Source organism: Pontibacter sp. LHS1 (assembly GCF_058932855.1).
Genome location: NZ_JBZYWF010000001.1, coordinates 399760 through 420607, shown reverse-complemented (window position 1 = coordinate 420607; position 20848 = coordinate 399760). Strand labels below are relative to the sequence as shown.

The following is a 20848-nucleotide window of genomic DNA, read 5'->3' as shown; positions in this document are numbered from 1 at the left end:
TGGTTGTCGGTGCACGATTCGGACAGGTCGCGACCTGTCCCTACAGAGATACGTTAAATCCAGGTAGCACCATAATGTTACAGTGTAACGTCACTACATTTTCAACTTTCAAACTCCTAAACTTTCAAACTCCTAAACTTTCTGACTTATGAAAAACCTCTTCCAAATCTCCTTTTTCCTGCTATTTCTGGGCATGTTCAGTGCCTGCAACTCCGGCTCCGCTACTTCTGATCAGCAGATCGAGGAGATTGAGACCGCTACGGAAGTGACTACTGTATACCTGGTGCGCCATGCCGAGAAGGATACCACGGAAGCTTCCAACGAAGATCCGGAACTGACAGAGGCAGGGCATGCCCGTGCTGAGGCCTTGCGTGCTTTACTGGAAGGGCAGGAGGTGGATGCCTTGTACGCTACGAAGTACATGCGCACCGGTCAGACGCTTTATCCGCTGGCGCAGGAACGCAACATCGAGGTGGTGCAGTATGAAGGTCATGATTTTGAAGGCCTGAAGGAGCGTATTCTGCAGGAGCATCGCGGTCAAACGGTTGTGGTGGCCGGGCACTCCAATACGCTCTTGCCGATCATGGAGGCATTCGGTGCGCAAAAGCCTTTTGAGGAGATTGCAGACAGCCAGTACCGCTACCTGTTCAAACTGACTGTTCGCCCGGACAATACAGCTAGCGTAGAGGTTACTGAATTTGGAGCTTAGACGCTAGGACAACACCCTGGTTTTGCAGATGCGGTCGTGAAACAGGCGGGAGTAGGAAGCGACCGGAGCCCCTGTCAATGCCTGCATGAGCAGCACGAAGATGCTGATTGGCTTGAGCAGATAGCGGAGACTGGCGCGCCGGAACGAAATGCGGTCGCCGCTGTGCCCTACGACGCGAAGCCCCAGCAGGTGTTTTCCGATAGAGCCCTGCCAGGCAGCACTTTCGGTGCCAGCAAAGTACAGCCAGCCCAGCAGCATGTGAAGCAGCCGCTCTGATTTAAGAAGCAACGCCTCCTCGTCACTGCTGAAGGTAAAGTACTCGATCAGACCGATGATGGAAATCAAGAAGAGTGAGTCCAGGCAAAAAGCGAGCACCCGCGCACCCAATTGGGCTTCGAGCAGGTGTGATTTCGCTTTCTGATAAGACAATTGCATACGTAATAGCAGGTAAAAGCACCTTAACATAGGGTGCTTTTACTTTATACTACATACCTGCAAGTGGGTTGCAGTATTTTGGTTAATATTAGAATTTTTAAAAGAGTGAGGTTTGTGTAGCTGTTCGCAGGGCACCTTCATGTCTCAGCAGCCATTCTTTTCTCCAAAGACCGCCTGCATAACCGGTCAGACTTCCGTCGCTGCCAATCACCCGGTGGCAGGGCACCACAATGCAGATCGGGTTTCGTCCGTTCGCAGCTCCCACCGCACGTATGGCTTTCTCGCCCGAAACAGCCCTTGACACAGCCAGGTAACTGGTGGTTTTACCATGCGGTATGCCTTGCAGTTCCTGCCACACCTGCTTCTGGAAGGCTGTGCCTGCAGGTATCAGTGGCAGGTCGAAGCCCTGGCGCTCACCCGCAAAATACTCTGCCAACTGCTGTACGCAGGCCTGCAGACAAGCTGGTACCGGTGATTCCGGAAGAGCAGGTATAGCCTCCTCTTCCTCAAACCTGATCTCGCTTATACCTTGCTCCGTGCCACTAATGCGCAAAAGACCCAGCGGACTTTTGATATAAGTAGTATAAGTGATTTCCTGCATAAGACTGTTTGTTGTCATACCTGCAAGTTAACTTTTTCATACCTCTTTCACTACGTTTAAACCACGTCTTCCTGTCATTCTGAACTGCGGCCGGCAACTTAAACAATGATTTCTCCCTACTTTTTGGCAACAGCCCCTGGCGGGGTATAGCGTTCTACTTTGTTGTTGTTTGGCTCCACAGACATCAGGTATTTGTAGATGGCACGCAAGTCTTCTTCTTTCATACCGGCATACATGGCCCAGGGCATAATCGTGTTGAAGGCGCCCGGCTCCAGTTTTGCGGCAGTGGCCTCGGGCGCTTCATAGTTCTTAAAGCGTTGCACAAAGGCGTCTTCAGTCCAGCTACCTATACCTGTCTGCTTATCCGGTGTGATGTTAACGGAGCGCAACACGGCTCCATTTGGAAATTTGAATTCAAAGCCACCTGCCAGGTACTTGCCTTCAATGGGAGCTCCTTTTTCCTGTGGGGTATGGCAATCGGCACAGGCGGCGATGGATAGCAGGTACTTGCCACGCAGCACTTCGTTGGTTAAGGTTCGCTCATCAGTAGGAGTAGGGCTACCAGAGGGGATGGTGCGCAGAATCAAATTCATCGGGAAATCCGGGTCGCCCTTTGGTACCTTGTGTTTGATAGGGTCAAGGGTGCGGATATACGAAATGATGGCATACACATCATTGGTGCTCATGCTGGCATAGGACTTATAAGGCATCACCGGAAAGAGCGGATCGCCGTTGCGGCTGACCCCGGTCGTGATGGCGCGGTAGATCTCGCCGTCGGTCCAGTTGCCTATACCTGTTTCTTTGTCGGGTGTGATGTTGCGGGCATAGAATGTGCCGGGGAAGCCCATGGAGTGGTCAAACACGTCACCGCCTTTGCCATAGGTGCCCTCCACGATAGGCCCTGAGAAGCGGGAGAAGTCTCGTGTAGAGTGGCAGTCAATGCAAACCGCCACATGGTTGGCCAGGTAAGCGCCCCGCTCCACCATCTCGGGTGTTTTATCAATCGTGATAACCGGCGCCGCATCTACCTTCGGGAAGGTATAGCGCAGGTATACCACCCCTGCCGCCACAATGACCGCCAGTGCCACCACCAGCATGCCAATAATTTTAAATGCTTTTTTCATAATAGTGAGAGGTATAAGGTTTAGAGATAGGAATCGAGTTTAACTGTAAAGTGTAATAATTAAAATAAATATTTTTATAATCAAGTGGTGGTGTGGCTATGATTGCTTATTTTTAGTACAAGGCTGCTTAGAGATAGCAGAAGGGAAATATATTTGAGTAGAATCCTGAACTATGTTTTTGTATTAAATGTATGTACATATATTTGTGAGGAGTAATTGTCTGAATCTCTACATAGGGCCCCTACCCCGAGGATTTACAGGATTTTTAAGGAGCCATACCATTACTGTTAGAAACCACTCAAAGCGCATTCCAGCACCTTTGAGAGTAGGTTTATCAGGAGAAACTGGACAAGTGAGACGAGAGTCGAAACTTGCGACCATCGGTCAATAGGGGTGTTGGCGTTTGGTATAAACCCTTCGTTACTAGCTTTACCCGATTATCCCGCAAGTTTGAGCGAAGCGGTAACTTGCGGCATGGGTATTTACTTCAGTGGATGCCCTTAATGGTGGCAGCAGCAGGTCAATCCTAAAATCGAAACAACAGAACATGAAGATAGAAGAAGAAATAAAGCAGTCGGTATTCAGGAGCCCGCACCAGAAGGCCTACATCAACCTGGTGTATACAGCTGGTTGGTTAGAGCAGCAGCAGAGTGCGCAGTTCAAACCATTCGGAGTAAGTTTGCCGCAGTATAATGTATTGCGTATCCTGCGCGGACAATACCCTAAGCCCGCTACCGTTAGCATGCTGATTGAGCGTATGCTCGACAAGACTTCCAACGCATCCCGCATCGTGGATAAGCTGGTTGCCAAAGAACTGGTGACGCGCCAGCAGTGCCCGAACGACCGTCGCACCGTAGACGTGCTGATCACCGCCAAGGGCCTGAACCTGCTCAAGCAGATGGACGAACTGGAGGGAGGAAAGGGAACCGGCATCACCAACCTGTCAGACGAAGAAGCCCTGCAACTGAGCAAGCTGCTGGATAAAGTAAGGGGAAGTTAGAGAGTTGAGGAGTTTGGGAGTTTAGGAGTCGGAGAATGATACGTAGCGACGTTACTCCGTAACGTCGTGGTGCTACGCAGCATTACCGTTTTCCAGTAGGAACAGGTCGTGAACTGTCCGAATCGTGCACCTAACAATTATCAATCAGCAATCAACAATTCAATCATTAAACCATTTTAAAAATAAACCATCCAAGTAGTTAAAAATCAATTAATCAACACATGAAAAAGACCGCTATTCTGGCATCACTCGCAGCTGCGCTGATGCTATCTGCCTTCACCGGCACCTCTCACACCGATCTGAATGCAACAGAAGTGGCCGCTCCTGCCAAAGGACGAACTTTTGCTGTTGAAACTACTGCCAGCGAAGTAAACTGGAACGCCAAAAAAGTGACAGGCGAACACTATGGCAAGATTTCCCTGAAAAGCGGTCAGCTGCAGGTAGATAAGAATCGTGTGACGGGTGGCACCTTCGAGATCGACATGAGCTCCATCACGGTAGAAGACATCAAAGACGCCGGCTCAAACGGTAAACTGGTGGGTCACCTCAAATCTGACGATTTCTTCAGCGTAGACAAGCACCCAAGCGCTACCTTCGTGATCACGGAAACCACTCCAATCGCGAAAGCCGCCGCCGGACAGCCAAACTACAACGTAAAAGGCAACCTGACCATCAAGGGCATCACGAATCCGGTAAGCTTCCCTGCCACCATCACTGTAAAAGACGGCGTGGCCACAGCCAAAGCAGATGTTACTGTTGACCGCACCAAATACGATATCCGCTACCGCTCAAGCAACTTCTTTGAGAACCTGGGCGACAAAGCGATTTATGATGAGTTTACAGTGAGCCTAAATGTAAAGGCCAAGCAATAACATATCGCTTTAGATAATCAGTCAAGCTGCTCCATCGCCCAGAAGTGAGAGAAGCTTTGCAACAAACGGCCAGCTACAAAACGCTTTGTTTCTGGCCGTTTGTATCTAAGGGCGGATTGCCCTGCCCTCGTGGACTTTATCGTTGCTGCTACTTGCGGCTGTGATAAGAGGGTGATAGTGTTAAATCCTTTGGAGCAGAAAAGATGCTGTTCTTGCCAGTACAGGTGAGAACAGGAATGCTGGGCGCTTCGGATATGGCTTGTGGCTTTGATATCGCAGGATTGCCTGCTATCTTTGAGGCTATCAACAGGGGGTATGCGAGGTTCTGAGAGCGTATTAATTGATGGGCATCTTGTAGGGTCTAATAGTTGGTAAGGTTATGATAGACAATTAGTTAATTGTAAAATACCAATAATTTTACTTGATTTAGTAATACGGAATTCGTATATTCATATCATGGAAACAGCAGCAAGAAAACGACCAATTCACCTTGGCGATCATGTCCGTAGGATGCGGACGGCCCTGGGCGTAAAGCAATCCGCCTTAGCCAGTGAGCTGGGCATGACCCAGCAGAACATCTCCCGCATTGAGCAGGAAGAGGATATGGATAAAGTAACATTAAATAAAATTGCTCAGGCGCTTGGTGTTACACCTGAAGCTATTGAGAATTTCTCTGAAGAGGGAGCGATGTTTAATATACAGACATTACACGATAGTTCATCAGGGAACATTGCTTCAGGAAACTTTAACAATTACACTTTCAATCCCATTGAAAAAATCGTGGAGCTATATGATGCTTTGCTTAAGAGTGAAAGGGAGAAAGTGGAGTTGTTGGAAAGAATGCTGAAGAACCAAAAGCCCGGCGAATAGGTTGATTCCGAATAATATGTTGATGGAAATGCCTGTAATTAGATAAACGGGGATCTCAGCTAGTCAATCATAAAAAAAGCTACTTACAGTTAAAACTGTTGAGTGGCTTTTTTTATTTACCCCTTCCTACATAACCACGCCATTCGTATTACTTGGCCCAATCTGATATTAAGGCTATTGACCTAAATTCCATTGACGCTTATGAGCTAATGGTCATCTGAAGATTTCGGCTAATGAGTTGGTTTAAGGTTTAAAGAATAAGATTCAGCCGTAAATACTTGCCCTGCTTGATCCAGAACAGTCAAATATTTTAGAGAAGGAACAAAAAATAACTATAAGCATGTTTGTACAATAAATGTATATACATTAAATTTGTAGCTCAATTCAGAAAACTATTATTATCTAAATTAGAATCACATGAAAAAGACAGCAATCCTTGCTTCTATGGCCGCAGCGCTTTTCTTTACTGCCTGCACCGACAGCAACACTGCAACTGAGAACACGAATGCCGTAACTACTGAAGCTACTGCTACAGCTGAAGGCGATGCTTACGCAGTGGATCCGGCTGCCAGTGAACTGACCTGGAATGGTAAAAAAGTAGGTGGCGAGCACTCTGGTAACATCAGCCTGCAAGGTGGTGAACTCGTGGTAGCTGACGACCAGGTAGTAGGTGGTGAGTTCACTATCGACATGGCCTCTATCACAAACACTGACATCGAAGATGCAAAGTATAATAGCGACCTGGTTGGTCACCTGAAGTCTGACGATTTCTTCGGTGTAGAGCAGCACCCGACTGCTAACTTCAAAATTAACAGCATCAGCCCGATTGCAGACGCAGCTGCCGGCCAGCCCAACTATAACGTAGAAGGCGACCTGACCATCAAAGGCAAAACAAACCCGGTAAGCTTCCCGGCTACAATCAACGTAGAAAACGGCACAGCAACTGCCAAAGCTGATGTGATTGTTGACCGCGCCAAGTATGACGTTCGCTACGGCTCTAAGAGCTTCTTCGATGACCTGGGCGACAAAGTAATCGACGATAACTTCACGGTAAGCCTTGATATTACGGCTAAGAAGTAATTACCTCTCCTAAGTAAACTCACACAAGCCCTCCCCTAAAACAGGGGAGGGCTTTTTTATTTTTACTTTTGTCATCTCGACAATAGGAGAGATCTGGATCTAACCAGAACTTGAATAATAGCTCAGATTTCTCCCTTTGGTCGAAATGACAAAATGTAGGTCGACAGTATCAGGATCCAGTTAATTGTTCATGAACGATTCGGACAGGTCGCGACCTGCCCCTGCAGACATTCGAAAAATGATTAACTTGCCTACATCTAAAATCCGACAAATCATGATGCACAAAGCTCTCTATACCTTTGTATTTCTCTTCCTGCTCACCATAGCCTCCTGCCAAACAGAAAAACAGCCGGATGCACAGCAGATCGTGGACCAGGCGATTGCCGTCCATGGAGGAGAGCGCTATCTCAAGAGTGCGATCAGTTTTGAGTTTAGGGACAGGCAGTACCGGGCTTTGCGTAATGGTGGGGCTTTTGTGTATAGCAGGACTTTTACTGATTCCACGGGCCAGCAGGTACGGGATGTGTGGCGCAACAGCGGCTTTACCCGCACTATCAACGACGTGGAGGTGGACCTGCCCGAAGAAAGGCAGAAAGCTTTTACCGCTTCCGTTAATTCTGTGATTTACTTTGCGCTTCTGCCTTATGCCCTCAACGACGAAGCGGTGCGTAAAGAATACCTCGGCGAAGCGACTATTAAAGGAGAGCCCTACCACAAAGTTCGGGTGACCTTTGCACAGGAAGGCGGCGGCGAAGGCTACCAGGATGTATACGTTTACTGGTTCCACCAGCAGCGCCACACCATGGATTACCTGGCCTACTCTTTCCAGGAAAACGACGGCGGCACCCGCTTCCGCGAAGCCATCAACCCCCGCACCGTCGGCGGCATCTTATTTCAGGACTATATCAACTACACCCTAAAAGAAGACACCCCACTCGAAAACTACGATCGCGCTTTCGAAGCCGGGAAAATGGAGAAAGTCTCAGAAATTCTGCTGGAAGATATAGAAGTAAAGAATATAGAAAGCCTGTAGGCACACCTCACGTCCTGTCCAAATCGTGCACAAAAAGCCCCCCTTGGGGGAAGTGGGACTCGACAAAGAAGAGGGTAGGGGGATGACAATCGTGCACAGAATTCCCCTCTGGGGGTAGGGGCCCTCTTTAAAGGAGGGGCAGGGGTGGGTTAATCTTTCACCAACACTACTCACCTGCTCATTAATAAAAGCACCTTCCAAGCCTCAAGCACCTGGTGATCATCCAACAGCTTCTTACCCAATTTCTCCAGCTCTTCGCGCAGCAGCGCTTGGTCATAGCCATACTTGCTCAAGGTATAGCTTACCAATGGATCAGCCTTAAAGGCCTCCACTTCCTCCCGGCTAGGTATAACTTCCGTATTGCCAAGCCGAGCCAGGTGATTACCGGTCAGGATGCTGCTGTTACGGATGTGCTCCGGTATCTGGTCCACGCCAATCCCTTTGTTACGCACCGGCTTAGGCAGCTCGAAAATACAATCGCCGTTTGCCCGTAGGTAGTAGTCACCGCCCATACGGGCCACAGCGTCTAGCTTGTATGGGTCGATCTTACCTTCCTCGTTCAGGATGTCTTCGCTAACATGCAGCAGCAGCACCTCACAGATCACGAGGTTGCCGGCGCCACCCTCAGGCCCCAGGCTGATTACATCGTTCACACGACACTCCATGGCTACGGGAGCTTCCTTTACCCGTGGGGCACGCACCATCACAGATGGCTCCGGCGTCAGTCCCGACTTAATGAACTCGTTGATGCCATGGTCATACTCCGTACTGGCCAGCGACATCTGCTCTACTATGTCGTAGTTGCAGATGTTGATCACCACCTCCTTTGTTGTCAGCACATTCTCCAGGGTATGCTTGCTGGTATTGTCGCGAACGCGGCGCGCAGGGGAGAAGACCATGATCGGCGGTTTGGCGCTGAACACGTTGAAAAAGCTGAAAGGGCTCAGGTTCACGTTCCCCTCCTCATCCACCGTGCTGGCAAAAGCGATCGGGCGGGGGGCGATGGCTCCCAGCAATAAAGCATGCACTTCCGCCGTTTTGGTTTCTTTCGGGTTTATCGTTTTCATGTTGTGTCTGTTTAAGTAAGTGGTAAAGAGATTGCAAGTTACAAAATGTAGAGATGCAGAAAGTAAAGGCATGAAAACGCCATTGTGTCATTTCGAATACGCCCGAGACGTGAGTCGAAGGGGGCGAGCACAGCTCAGAGAAATCAGGGGCATTATCAATGCTGTAAGCTGATCCGGATCTCTTCATGCTGTCGAGATGACAGTTAGAGACTATATAGATTGAAGCAAGAGTAATAAAGCCGGGGAGGGAACAAGATTGTTAAATTACCAAGTCTAAAAAACTGTTTTAAAAAACATTTTATGTAATTTTGCTTTCTAGCAAGAATGTGTTTAAAACTATATTCTTCATTTTTGCTTCATGGCCTGTTAGCAAAGCAAATGCTTTTTACCCTATATGAAAATTAAACTGGTACTCTTTCTGAGTCTTCTCTTATTCGCCTCTTGCAGCTCTCTCCGTACCCGCAATATTGTCTATTTTAGTGATCTAGAACAGAAACCGCTTATTATTGAGCCGGTGGAGATGAAGCGCTTGAGTATTAAGCCGGGTGATTTGTTAGCAATAGAAGTGCTTACTCCTAATCCACAAACGAACATGCTTTTTAATCGGGGTATTGTGATGGATGAAGAAGGTGGCGGAGGTGGGCAGATGATGCGTCAGCAGGGAAATCAGAATGAGGGTTACCTGGTAGATACGAAAGGATCTATAGATTTTCCTGTATTCGGAAATATGCAAGTACAAGGTATGACAACGGAACAAGTACGAGATACCTTGCTGTTAAAAGTGCGCGACTATGTTCAGGACCCTATCGTGAAAGTGAGATTACAGAATTTCCGATTCACCATGATGGGCGAAACGGGACCAACTGTAGTGACCGTGCCAGCAGATAACGAAGAAGTGAATATACTGGAAGGCTTAGCGATGGCAGGTGGTATTTCTATTTATGGCAAGATGGGGAATGTGCTTATAATACGTGAGCAGGATGGTCAGCGTAGCATGGCTCGCCTGAACCTGAACAGCAAAGAAACCTTGGCCTCCCCTTATTTTTATTTGCAACAAAATGACATTGTGTATGTGGAGCCGGATAAGGCCAAGATTGCCGGTACTAGCTTCATTCGTCGTAACTGGGCCTTCGCAGCGGGCATCGTTTCTTCCGCCTTTGTCCTTTATCGATTATTTCAATAAGTAATACTTCCTTTTTTAGAATATGTCCGAACTCGATTTTCAGGAAGATAATGCTGATTCTTTAGATGTAAAAGCACTGGTCATGCGCTATCTGCGTTACTGGTATCTTTTTGTGATAGGGGCAGCCATTGCTCTTACAGTTGCCCATTTGTACCTGCGCTACTCCACGCCAGTGTATAGCGTGAGGGCTACCATTCTGATCAAGGATGAAAGCGGTGCCGACTTGGCTAGTAGCGGGGTGTTCGGTGATATGGCTTTGCTGAAAGCAAATAAGTCATTTTCAAATGAGGTGCTGGTAATTAAGTCAAAAGGCTTAATGGAACGTGTCCTAAACGAGTTAGGAATGCAGGTGTCCTATTTCGGTGAAGGACGCATTAAATCTCCAGAGCTTTATGGAGGTCGTAGTCCGATTAAGGCGGTGATCGCACAAATTGATTCTGCAGGTCTGGGACGTAGCTTTGTCGTGGAGGTTGAGAATGATAATACCTTCAGTATATGGGAAGGTGAAAATAAAGTTTCTACGCATAAGTTTGGTGAAGAAGTTAAGAAGAGATATGGCAGTTTTACCATTGTAGCTGACTCTGATGTTACAAATGACAAAGGGCGTCGAATCCTGGTTCGCTTTAATGACTTGCGCAAGATGGCGAATGGCTATGCCAACAGGTTGGGTGTCAGGAGCGTGAACGAGTATGCTACGGTCATGGAACTTAGTCTTACTGATCCGATCCCAGAAAAAGGCAAGGATATCCTGAACAAGCTGATAGAGGTATATAATCGGGAAACCATCAACGAAAAAAACCTGGCGGTAACGAAAACTATTCAATTCATTGATGAGCGATTAGTTTATTTAACAGGTGAGCTAAGCGATGTTGAGAAGGATGTGCAGGAATACCTGCAGGAAAATAGAATTATTGACCAATCAGCTAGTGGTGGCCTATACCTGAGTACTGCACATGGCCTTAATCAACAGATTACGGATAACGAAATTAAGCTTGAAATATTAAAATCGGTAGAATCTTATCTGCAGAAAGAGGAGAATAAGTATGAACTAGTACCTACTAGTCTCGATATTGCAGATCCTACCTTAGGTGGGCTAATTTCGAATTTCAATGACCTGCAAAATCAGCGTCGTCGCTTGGGGCGCACCGTCACCGAAAATAACCCAGTCCTTCGCAATGTCAACGAACAGCTCGAAATCCTCCGCCTGAACATTCTGGAGAATATCCGAAATATCCGGGAAGGTTTATTAGTGATTCGTCGTAATTTGCAGGCCAACGCTAAACAGTTTGAATCGCAGGTACGTCAGGTCCCTTCCATGCAGCGAGAGCTTACGGAGATCAGTCGTCAGAAAGGCATTAAAGAAGGCCTATATCTTTATTTACTTCAAAAGCGTGAAGAAGCGGCTTTATCGCAAGCTATTACTCCTTCTAATTCCAGAGTGATTGATCCTGCGACAGCCGGGGGCAGTCCGATTGAGCCTCAATCCACCAACATCTACCTGATGGCCTTGTTAGCTGGTCTGGCAATACCTTTTGCCGGAATTTTCCTTCGGGATATGCTCAATGACACTGTGCAGGAAGTGCGGGAAGTAGAAAAAGCTACTTCCACTCCTATCCTTGGGGAGATTGGACATAATGAATCAGGGCAAATGTTAGTCATTAGCCAGGAGAGTCGTAGTTCCAGTGCTGAACTTTTCCGTTTATTACGTGCTAACATGCAATTTGCCGCTGGTGGCAAAGAAAACAAGGTGATCTTGGTTACCTCCAGTATGAGTGGAGAAGGGAAAACCTTCTTTTGTTTGAACCTGGCTGCCAGTTTGGTGATGACAGGCAAAAAGGTAGTCGTGCTGGGGTTTGACTTACGAAAGCCAAAGTTAACACAAGGTGTGAACCTGCCCAATAATATTGGTATTACTAATTACTTAATCTCAGACAGCGTTCAGATTGAGGATATGATTCAGTTTGCACCTGAGATGCCGGAGTTGGCTATTATTGGCTCAGGGCCTATCCCACCAAACCCTGCAGAACTGATGTTGCTGCCTAAAATTGGTACTCTTATCGATGAATTGAAGGCCGCATTTGATTACATCATCCTGGACTCATCTCCTGTTGGACAGGTGGCAGACACTTTGGCCCTAGCGCCATATATAGATTCTAGCTTATATATAGTACGCTATAACTATACACATAAGAAACAGCTCCAGATCATTGACGACCTTTACAAATCACGTAAGCTCAAACATCCGATGATCGTGCTGAACGATGCCAAAAAGTCGAACAGCTATGGCTACTCTTATGGCTATGGTTATGGCTATGGTAACTATTACGAAGAGGAGAAGAAAGGATTTGGAGGGAAGTTGAGGAAATTGGTAAAGGGGTAGTTCGTAAAGTTTAGAGGGATTAGAGGGTTTAACCTGTAGGGACAGGTCGCGACCTGTCCGAATTGTGCACGATCAACACACCCCTGCCCCTCTCAAGAGGGGAATTATAAAGGAGATACTCCCCTCTTGAGAGGGGCAGGGGTGTGTTAAATGAGCCAAGGTATAACAGAACATACAAAGTAGAACAAACATAAAAAAGATCTCAATTTCAGATATGACAGGTATAGAGAATGCCAGAATCGCCGTGATTGGCTTGGGTTATGTAGGTTTACCACTAGCCGTTGAGTTTGCTAAGAAATTTCCGACAGTTGGATTCGATATCAACGAAGGACGTGTCCAGGAGCTGAATTCCGGACATGACCGTACCCTGGAAGTAGAAGATGAATACTTGAAATCTGTTTTGACCTCTAGCTCAAACGGTCAGGCTGGACTCTACTGCTCTAACCAGCTGTCAGACATTGAGGCCTGTAATTATTACATCGTTACTGTACCTACCCCGGTTGATAAAAACAATCGTCCGGACCTGACCCCGCTGTACAAAGCAAGCGAGACTGTCGGAAAAGTGCTGAAGAGTGGTGATATTGTGATCTATGAATCTACTGTATACCCAGGTGTAACAGAAGAAGAATGCGTGCCGGTGCTGGAGCATATGTCAGGCCTGAAATTCAATGAAGATTTTTTTGCAGGTTATTCTCCGGAGCGTATTAATCCAGGTGACAAAGAACATACCGTTGCTAAGATACTAAAGATCACTTCCGGTTCTACTCCTGAAACAGCAGAGAAAGTAGACCAATTATATAGAGCCGTGATCACAGCCGGGACACATAAAGCAGCTTCTATTAAAGTTGCAGAAGCGGCCAAAGTGATTGAGAATGCGCAGCGTGATATCAATATCGCTTTCGTGAACGAGCTGGCTAAAATCTTCAACCGCCTAGGCATCGATACGGACGAAGTATTAGAAGCCGCTGGCACCAAGTGGAACTTCCTCAAATTCAAGCCTGGTCTGGTAGGTGGTCACTGTATTGGAGTAGACCCGTACTATTTAGCACAGAAAGCCCAGGAAGCCGGCTATCACCCGGAGATCATTTTGGCCGGTCGTCGTCTTAATGACGGCATGGGCGAGTATGTAGCCCATGAAGTGATAAAGCTAATGGTCAAAAAGGACATTCCTGTTAAAGGAGCCAATATCCTGGTGCTCGGCATCACGTTCAAGGAGAACTGCCCGGACGTGCGCAATACCAAAGTAGTAGACATTCTGCATACGCTTAAGGATTATGATACCAACATTACGATCTATGATCCTTGGGCTGAACCTGCAGAGGTAAAGCATGAGTATGGCTGGAACTCCGTAAAAGAGCTAAATGGTGTAACAGATTGCGATGCCATTATCCTCGCCGTGTCTCACAATGAATTCCGGGAACTAGATCTAAGTAAACTCTGCAAAGACAAAGCCGTTATCTACGACGTGAAAGGCGTTCTCCCAAAAGAACTTTCCGACGCGCGTCTTTAAATATAGTACCAAAGCTCCCCTCCTTAGCTAAGGAGGGGTAGGGGTGGTTTGACCCGGTAATTCAAACTTATTTTACAATAAAAAATATGTATAACACCCCCTACCACTCAACAGACTTAAGCCAAAGCAACTTCCTCATTACAGGCGGAGCTGGCTTCATCGGTTCAAATATCGTAGAATACCTCCTCAAGTACGGTGCAGGGAAGGTGCGGGTACTTGATAACTTCTCATCCGGATCCCACGCCAACATCGAAGAATTCAAGAGCCATTCTGCTTTTGAAATAATTGAAGGCGATATCCGAAATCTAGAAACCTGTAGAACAGCGCTGGAAGGTATAGACTATGTATCGCACCAGGCAGCACTAGGTTCAGTACCCCGTTCCATCAATGACCCGATTACCAGCAATGAAGTAAACGTCAGTGGCTTTCTCAACATGCTGGTTGCTGCAAGAGATGCGGGTGTTAAGAACTTTGTCTATGCGGCAAGCTCCAGCACATACGGGGATCATCCAGGATTGCCAAAAGTAGAAGATAAAATCGGGAATCCACTTTCACCTTATGCTGTGACGAAGTTTGTGAACGAGCTGTATGCCAGCGTCTTCTCCAGAACTTATGACTTTCATACCATCGGCTTGCGCTACTTCAATGTATTTGGCCCGAAGCAGAATCCGAAAGGACCATACGCAGCCGTAATACCGCTCTTTATTGAAGCTGCCTTGGAGGAGAAAGCTCCTTATATCAATGGTGACGGGGAAACGAGCAGAGACTTTACCTTTGTAGAAAATGCGGTGCAGGCGAATATAAAAGCTATGTTGATGGAAGGTATAGCGCAACATGAAGTAATCAACATTGCTTTTGGGGAAAGAACAACGCTGAAACAATTGTGGATTAGAATTACTGAAATTGCGGGTATAGACCTGGCTGCGGAGTATCGTGAAGAAAGAAAAGGCGATGTGCGTCATAGTCTGGCAGAAATAAGTAAGGCTAAAGAGCTAATAGCTTATAGTCCTGAATTCTCTGTCTCAGAAGGCTTAGCCATAGCATTCGATTGGTATAAAAAGTATCAAATAAGTAATAACAAAACTCCCCACCTTGGATAAGGAGGGGCAGGGGTGGTTTGGCACCTCCCTGTGACCCAACACTAACATATGAACTTACTTATTACTGGCGGTGCCGGCTTCATCGGCTCGCACGTGGTGCGGCTTTTCGTGGAGGCCTACCCGCAGTACCATGTCTTCAACCTCGACAAGCTGACCTACGCGGGCAACCTGCAGAACCTGGTGGACGTGGAGGAGCGCGAGAACTACACCTTTTTGAGGGGCGACATCACGGACGCTTCTTATTTGGATGGCATCTTTGCCGAATATAAGTTCGACGCGGTGATCCACCTGGCGGCCGAGTCGCACGTGGACCGCTCGATCGCAGGGCCGATGGCCTTCGTGCAGACCAATGTGCTGGGCACGGTGAACCTGCTGGAGGCCTGCCGCCGCAGTTGGGCGGGAGACTACGCCGGCAAGCTCTTCTACCACGTCTCCACCGACGAGGTGTACGGCTCCTTGGGCGAGGACGGGCTCTTCACCGAAAGCACGTCCTACGACCCGCGCTCGCCCTACTCAGCCTCCAAGGCCGCCTCGGACCACTTCGTCCGCGCCTGGCACCACACCTACGGCCTGCCGGTGAAACTCTCGAACTGCTCCAACAACTACGGCCCTAACCACTTCCCCGAGAAGCTCATCCCGCTGGCCATTCACAACATCAAGTCCCGAAAGCCAGTGCCGGTGTACGGCAGGGGGGAGAACGTGCGCGACTGGCTCTACGTCAAGGACCACGCCCGGGCCATCGACTGTATCTTCCACCGCGGGAAGGTGGGGGAGACCTACAACGTGGGCGGTGTGAACGAGTGGCGCAACCTGGATCTTGTAGAGCTGCTGTGCGACGTGATGGACGAGCGGCTGGGGCGAGAGCCTGGCGAGAGCCGAAGGCTGATCACCTTTGTCAAGGACCGCGCCGGCCACGACGCCCGCTACGCCATCGACTCCTCCAAGCTGATGAACGAACTGGGCTGGGAGCCGTCGGTGACCTTCGAACAGGGCCTCAGAAAGACCGTGGACTGGTACCTAGAAAACGAAGCTTGGCTGGAGGAGGTCACCTCGGGCCACTACCGCGACTACTACCAGAAGCAGTACGAGGGAAGATAAAAAGAGGGAAGGATAAGAACACAGATGAAAGTTATAGAGATATTCCTGGGGGACTGCCTGCTGCTTGAGCCGGCGGTCTTCGCAGACGAGCGGGGCTACTTCTTTGAGAGCTTCAACGAGGACAGATTCAGCGCCCTGGCGGGGCGCACGGTGCGCTTCGTGCAGGACAACCAGTCGTTCTCCGCCCGCAGCGTGCTGCGGGGGCTGCACTTCCAGCGCGGGGAGCACGCCCAAGCAAAGCTCGTGCGGGTGCTGAAAGGGGAGGTGCTCGACGTGGCCGTGGACATCCGGCCGGAGTCTCCCACCTTCGGGCGGCACTTCTCGGTGGTGCTCAGCGCTGAAAACAAGCTGCAGCTCTTCATCCCGCGCGGCTTCGCCCACGGCTTTGCGGTGCTCAGCGACGAGGCGGAGTTCTTCTACAAGTGCGACAACCACTACCACAAGGAGTCGGAGGGCAGCATCCTCTACAGCGACCCGGAGCTTAATATCGACTGGGGCATGGACCCGGGCGAGCTGATCGTCTCTGAGAAGGACCGCGAGAGCGGCAGCTTCGCCGAGTTCAGGCGGGGCCTCGGAGGCTAGGGCGGCGGCCATTGCGAAACATTCCTTACCTTTGCCCTGGGAGGCGCCTGCCGACAGGCGGCGCCCGGGCATCAACCATAAAAACCAACCGAAGACAAATGAAAGGCATCATCCTGGCCGGGGGCTCCGGCACCCGCCTCCACCCGTTGACGCTGGCCGTGAGCAAGCAGCTCATGCCCGTCTACGACAAGCCCATGATCTACTACCCGCTCTCCACTTTGATGCTGGCCGGCATCCGGGAGATTCTAATCATCTCAACCCCCCACGATTTGCCCCTCTTCGAGCGGCTCCTGGGCGACGGAAGCCGGATCGGCTGCCGCTTTGAATACAAGGTGCAGGAGGTGCCCAACGGGCTGGCGCAGGCCTTTGTGATCGGCGAGGAGTTCATCGGCCGGGACAAGGTGGCCCTGGTGCTCGGGGACAACATCTTCTACGGGGCGGGCATGGGCTCGGTGCTGCGCCAGAACGCAGACCCCGACGGGGGCGTGGTGTACGCCTACCACGTCACGGACCCGGAGCGCTACGGGGTGGTCGAGTTCGACGAAGCTGGAAAGGCAGTCTCCATCGAGGAGAAGCCCAAGCAGCCAAAGTCCAGCTACGCCGTGCCGGGCCTGTACTTCTACGACAATGACGTTGTTGAGATTGCCAGGAACCTGGAGCCCAGTCCGCGGGGCGAGTACGAGATCACAGACGTCAACCGCGAGTATTTGAGAAGGGGCAGGCTGAAGGTGGGCGTGCTCAACCGCGGCACGGCCTGGCTCGACACGGGCACGATCGCCTCGCTGATGCAGGCGGCCACCTTCGTGCAGGTGATCGAGGAGCGGCAGGGCCTGAAGATCGGCTGCATCGAGGAGGTGGCCTGGCGCATGGGCTTTATCAATGACGAGCAGCTAGTAGCAGTAGCTGAGCCGCTGCGCAAGAGCGGATATGGTGAGTACATGCTCGCACTGCTGGAGGGGTAAATTTCTAAAATCGAATACGTGAGTTTAAGGCAAAAAACAATATCTGGCCTTTTCTGGACATTTAGCCAACAATTTGGAGTACAGTTTATCAATTTTTTTGTATCTATTATACTTGCCAGATTGCTGATGCCCGCTGAGTTCGGCCTGATAGGTATGCTTTCTGTTTTTATAGGTATAGGTACTACTCTGATTGATGGTGGCCTAACCTCTTCGCTTATACGAACCGATAAGCCTGACCAGCGGGATTATTCTACAGTGTTTTTTATAAACTTAGTAGGTAGCATTACAATTTACCTAATTCTCTTTATTAGCGCTCCTTTTATAGCAGCCTTCTATAATCAGGAAATTCTGGAGAGTATAGTTAGGGTGTATACTCTATCATTTATAATTAATGCCTTTGCTGGTGTGCAACGCACAAAACTAACGAAGGAGATGAATTTCAAGTTGCAAATGACCATCCAGATACCCTCTATTATTGTTAGTGGTACTCTTGGTATTGTATTGGCTTATAATGGGTTTGGCGTGTGGAGTCTTGTGTGGATGAATTTGGTTCAGTCACTCTTATCAACTGCACAATTGTGGCTGCGTTCTGGGTGGTATCCAAGCCTTCTTTTTGATAAAGAACGCTTTATGTTCCATTTTAAGTTTGGTTATAAACTTACGCTTTCAGGTTTATTAGATACGATTTATAACAATGCCTATCATCTCATTATTGGTAAGTTCTTTTCAGCAACGCAGCTTGGCTTCTACACGCGAGCGCAGTCTTTAAGACAACTACCTGTTCAGAACATTTCTACAGCTTTGAATAAAGTTACGTATCCCTTATTTTCATCTATTCAAGATGATAATGCTAAGTTAAAGAATGCATATAAGAGGCTAATGCAGCAAGTAATATTCTGGATTGCCCCTGCTCTGATATATTTGGCGGTTGTAGCTGAGCCCTTGTTCGGGTTTATGCTAGGGGAGAAATGGTTGCCAGCTGTACCATACTTCCAAATTCTGTGCGCAGGTGGCATTATGTACCCACTACATTCCTACAACCTAAACATTTTAAAGGTAAAAGGAAGAAGTGACTTATTTTTAAAACTAGAGGTTATTAAAAAGGGTTTAGTAACTGTAGGTATAGCATGTGCCATACCATTCGGGATTTACGGCTTACTATACTTTCAACTAATTTTTACAATAGCTGCCTTCTTCATAAATACATGGTATAGTGGTAAAATGATTGACTATTCGGTAGGGGAGCAGCTTAAAGTTATTCTACCTGAAATTGTATTAGCTTTAATAGTTGGTACCATTGTGTGGGTGCTAGATAGTCAATTATTAAAATACCAGATAGATTTACTGAGACTCTTTTTAGCTGGATTAATTTATTCTATACTTTATTTAGGAATAGGCTATCTATCTAAGATGCCAGCTTTGTTAGATTTTAAACAACTTGTTCTAAAAAAATGATACCTGTTACAAAACCTTTTCTTCCTCCACAATCCGAATATGAGAATTACTTGAGTGGAATTTGGAAACGGCAATGGTTAACTAATATGGGCCCGTTAGCAAATGAGTTAGAACTCCAGTTAAAGGCTCATCTAAAGGTAAAACACCTTTTGTTTGTTACTAATGGTACAATTGCCCTACAAATGGCAATCAAAGCATTAGATCTAAAAGGAGAAATAATTACTACTCCTTTTTCATTCGTTGCAACAACAAGTAGCATAGTGTGGGAAGGATGTCAGCCAGTGTTTGTGGATATTGATGCGCAGACATTAAACATTGATGCAACAAAAATAGAGGCTGCTATAACAGATAAGACATCTGCTATTTTAGCTACACATGTATATGGAAATCCCTGCGATGTGGATACTATCGATGAGATTGCGGAAAAATATAATCTGAAAGTAATATATGATGGGGCACATGCTTTTGGGGTTCAAATAAACGGGAAGTCTATTTTTGAATATGGAGATATCTCTACATGTAGCTTACATGCTACTAAATTATACCATTCCGGAGAAGGAGGCTTAGTTATAACAAAGAATCCTGAATTACTGAAAAGACTAGCCTATATAAGAAACTTTGGTTTTAATGGTCCAGAATCATTTTCAGGGTTAGGTATAAATGGCAAAAATTCTGAATTACATGCGGCAATGGGATTGGTGAATTTAGGTTATATAGAGAATATAATTGAGAAGAGGAAGGAACTAACAAATCGATATACACTTAAGCTAAAAAATTTCAACGGAGATTTCCCCCTATGGCATAAACAAGCTACTCAAAATTATGCCTACCTTCCCATTATACTGGAAAGTGAGGAACTCTTGTTGAAGTGCATGAAGCTACTCCAAGCATATGAAGTTTTCGTGCGGAGGTACTTTTATCCTTCATTATCTACTTCCTTACCATATCTTATATCAAAGGAAATGCCTGTAACTGAGGGTGTTGCAAATAAAATTTTGTGTTTACCTTTATATTATGATTTGTCTATAGAAGAAGTTGACTTTGTTTGCAGATTATTACTAAGGGTACAGAATAATTAACTTATGAAGTTAGCCATAATGCAGCCATATTTTTTTCCATACATAGGTTATTTTCAGCTAATTGCAGCCACTGATAGGTTCGTGGTTTATGATGATGTAACCTTTATAAAGCAAGGATGGATAAACAGGAATAATATTCTCATGAATGGTAAATCACACCTTTTTACTATTCCTCTTGAAAAAGCGAGCTCATTTAATTTGATTAGAGATACATTGTTAAGCCAAAAATTCTACCATAATTGGGCGAAGAAGTTTATTAAAACGCTTGAGCAGAATTATAAAAAAGCACCATACTTTTCTGTAGTTGTGCCCTTAGTAGAGGAAACGCTATTTGCTGATAATGTTACAGCGGCTGATGTGGCAAGGGCAAGTATAATTAATACAATCAGCTACTTAAATATAACCACTAACATAGTACCTTCATCAATTATATATCAGAATAATAAATTTTCAGGGCAGGAAAGAGTTTTAGATATATGTATAAAAGAACAAGCTACTCATTACATAAACCCAATTGGTGGTGCTGAGCTTTACAGCAAAGAAGTATTTGAGAGCAGTAATATAAAGTTGAATTTTATTCAATCTGAAGTTACAGAGTATGTTCAATTTCGAGAGCCCTTTGTTCCATGGCTCTCCATTATTGATGTTTTGATGTTCAATTCACCTGAAGAGGTTAATGGTATGATGAGTAAGTATAAGTTAATTTAA

The 20848-nt window shown here is 47.1% G+C and carries 20 protein-coding genes; 16 read left to right on the top strand and 4 right to left on the bottom strand.

Annotated features, from left to right (window positions below; all coding sequences use genetic code 11):
• Nucleotides 1-148: 148 nt before the first annotated feature.
• Nucleotides 149-709, top strand: a complete 561-nt coding sequence (locus AC5FXQ_RS01815) for a SixA phosphatase family protein (protein WP_493600795.1) — start codon at nt 149-151, stop codon at nt 707-709.
• Nucleotides 710-712: 3 nt separating this feature from the next.
• On the opposite strand, the gene AC5FXQ_RS01810 is transcribed toward AC5FXQ_RS01815, so the two are convergent.
• From AC5FXQ_RS01810 to AC5FXQ_RS01800, 3 genes are all read right to left on the bottom strand, one after another.
• Nucleotides 713-1144, bottom strand: a complete 432-nt coding sequence (locus tag AC5FXQ_RS01810) for an RDD family protein (protein ID WP_493600794.1) — start codon at nt 1142-1144, stop codon at nt 713-715.
• Between the two features lie 97 nt (nt 1145-1241).
• Nucleotides 1242-1763, bottom strand: a complete 522-nt coding sequence (locus tag AC5FXQ_RS01805; protein ID WP_493600793.1) for a methylated-DNA--[protein]-cysteine S-methyltransferase — start codon at nt 1761-1763, stop codon at nt 1242-1244.
• Nucleotides 1764-1861: 98 nt separating this feature from the next.
• Entirely contained in the window at nt 1862-2869 is a 1008-nt protein-coding gene (locus tag AC5FXQ_RS01800; RefSeq protein ID WP_493600792.1) for a cytochrome c, read from the bottom strand.
• Nucleotides 2870-3416: 547 nt separating this feature from the next.
• Between AC5FXQ_RS01800 and AC5FXQ_RS01795 the strand changes: the two genes are divergently transcribed.
• The 5 genes from AC5FXQ_RS01795 (at nt 3417) to AC5FXQ_RS01775 (ending at nt 7724) form a co-directional block, all read left to right on the top strand.
• Complete coding sequence (locus AC5FXQ_RS01795) at nt 3417-3869, top strand: MarR family winged helix-turn-helix transcriptional regulator (protein ID WP_493600791.1); 453 nt, start codon at nt 3417-3419, stop codon at nt 3867-3869.
• A 221-nt stretch (nt 3870-4090) separates the two neighbouring features.
• On the top strand, nt 4091-4741 hold the full coding sequence (locus tag AC5FXQ_RS01790; protein ID WP_493600790.1) for a YceI family protein: 651 nt from the start codon (nt 4091-4093) through the stop codon (nt 4739-4741).
• Between the two features lie 456 nt (nt 4742-5197).
• Entirely contained in the window at nt 5198-5611 is a 414-nt protein-coding gene (locus AC5FXQ_RS01785) for a helix-turn-helix domain-containing protein (RefSeq protein ID WP_493600789.1), read from the top strand.
• 417 nt (nt 5612-6028) lie between these two features.
• Nucleotides 6029-6691 (top strand): YceI family protein, encoded by a 663-nt coding sequence (locus AC5FXQ_RS01780; protein ID WP_493600788.1) that lies wholly within the window; start codon nt 6029-6031, stop codon nt 6689-6691.
• Nucleotides 6692-6965: 274 nt separating this feature from the next.
• Entirely contained in the window at nt 6966-7724 is a 759-nt protein-coding gene (locus AC5FXQ_RS01775) for a DUF6503 family protein (RefSeq protein WP_493600787.1), read from the top strand.
• 170 nt (nt 7725-7894) lie between these two features.
• Here the strand turns inward: AC5FXQ_RS01775 and AC5FXQ_RS01770 are convergent, their stop codons facing one another.
• The gene (locus AC5FXQ_RS01770) at nt 7895-8791 is read right to left on the bottom strand and encodes a flavin reductase family protein (protein ID WP_493600786.1); all 897 of its coding nucleotides are present in this window, start codon (nt 8789-8791) and stop codon (nt 7895-7897) included.
• A gap of 394 nt (nt 8792-9185) precedes the next feature.
• Between AC5FXQ_RS01770 and AC5FXQ_RS01765 the strand changes: the two genes are divergently transcribed.
• The 10 genes from AC5FXQ_RS01765 to AC5FXQ_RS01720 all read left to right on the top strand — a co-directional run bounded on the left by AC5FXQ_RS01765 (nt 9186) and on the right by AC5FXQ_RS01720 (nt 20848).
• Complete coding sequence (locus tag AC5FXQ_RS01765; protein ID WP_493600785.1) at nt 9186-9974, top strand: polysaccharide biosynthesis/export family protein; 789 nt, start codon at nt 9186-9188, stop codon at nt 9972-9974.
• A gap of 22 nt (nt 9975-9996) precedes the next feature.
• Complete coding sequence (locus tag AC5FXQ_RS01760) at nt 9997-12354, top strand: GumC family protein (RefSeq protein WP_493600784.1); 2358 nt, start codon at nt 9997-9999, stop codon at nt 12352-12354.
• Between the two features lie 214 nt (nt 12355-12568).
• The gene (locus tag AC5FXQ_RS01755; protein ID WP_493600783.1) at nt 12569-13864 is read left to right on the top strand and encodes a nucleotide sugar dehydrogenase; all 1296 of its coding nucleotides are present in this window, start codon (nt 12569-12571) and stop codon (nt 13862-13864) included.
• Nucleotides 13865-13950: 86 nt separating this feature from the next.
• On the top strand, nt 13951-14964 hold the full coding sequence (locus AC5FXQ_RS01750; protein ID WP_493600782.1) for an SDR family oxidoreductase: 1014 nt from the start codon (nt 13951-13953) through the stop codon (nt 14962-14964).
• Between the two features lie 48 nt (nt 14965-15012).
• Entirely contained in the window at nt 15013-16062 is a 1050-nt protein-coding gene (gene rfbB / locus AC5FXQ_RS01745) for a dTDP-glucose 4,6-dehydratase (protein ID WP_493600781.1), read from the top strand.
• A gap of 24 nt (nt 16063-16086) precedes the next feature.
• Nucleotides 16087-16644, top strand: coding sequence for a dTDP-4-dehydrorhamnose 3,5-epimerase (gene rfbC / locus AC5FXQ_RS01740; RefSeq protein ID WP_493600780.1), 558 nt, complete (start codon nt 16087-16089; stop codon nt 16642-16644).
• Between the two features lie 98 nt (nt 16645-16742).
• Nucleotides 16743-17606: a glucose-1-phosphate thymidylyltransferase RfbA gene (gene rfbA, locus AC5FXQ_RS01735; protein WP_493600779.1), complete on the top strand. Its 864-nt coding sequence runs from the start codon at nt 16743-16745 to the stop codon at nt 17604-17606.
• Nucleotides 17607-17624: 18 nt separating this feature from the next.
• The gene (locus tag AC5FXQ_RS01730) at nt 17625-19061 is read left to right on the top strand and encodes a lipopolysaccharide biosynthesis protein (RefSeq protein WP_493600778.1); all 1437 of its coding nucleotides are present in this window, start codon (nt 17625-17627) and stop codon (nt 19059-19061) included.
• Nucleotides 19058-20140, top strand: coding sequence for a DegT/DnrJ/EryC1/StrS family aminotransferase (locus tag AC5FXQ_RS01725; protein ID WP_493600777.1), 1083 nt, complete (start codon nt 19058-19060; stop codon nt 20138-20140). The genes AC5FXQ_RS01730 and AC5FXQ_RS01725 overlap by 4 nt, the downstream gene beginning before the upstream one ends.
• Before the next feature lie 3 nt (nt 20141-20143).
• Complete coding sequence (locus AC5FXQ_RS01720; protein WP_493600776.1) at nt 20144-20848, top strand: WbqC family protein; 705 nt, start codon at nt 20144-20146, stop codon at nt 20846-20848.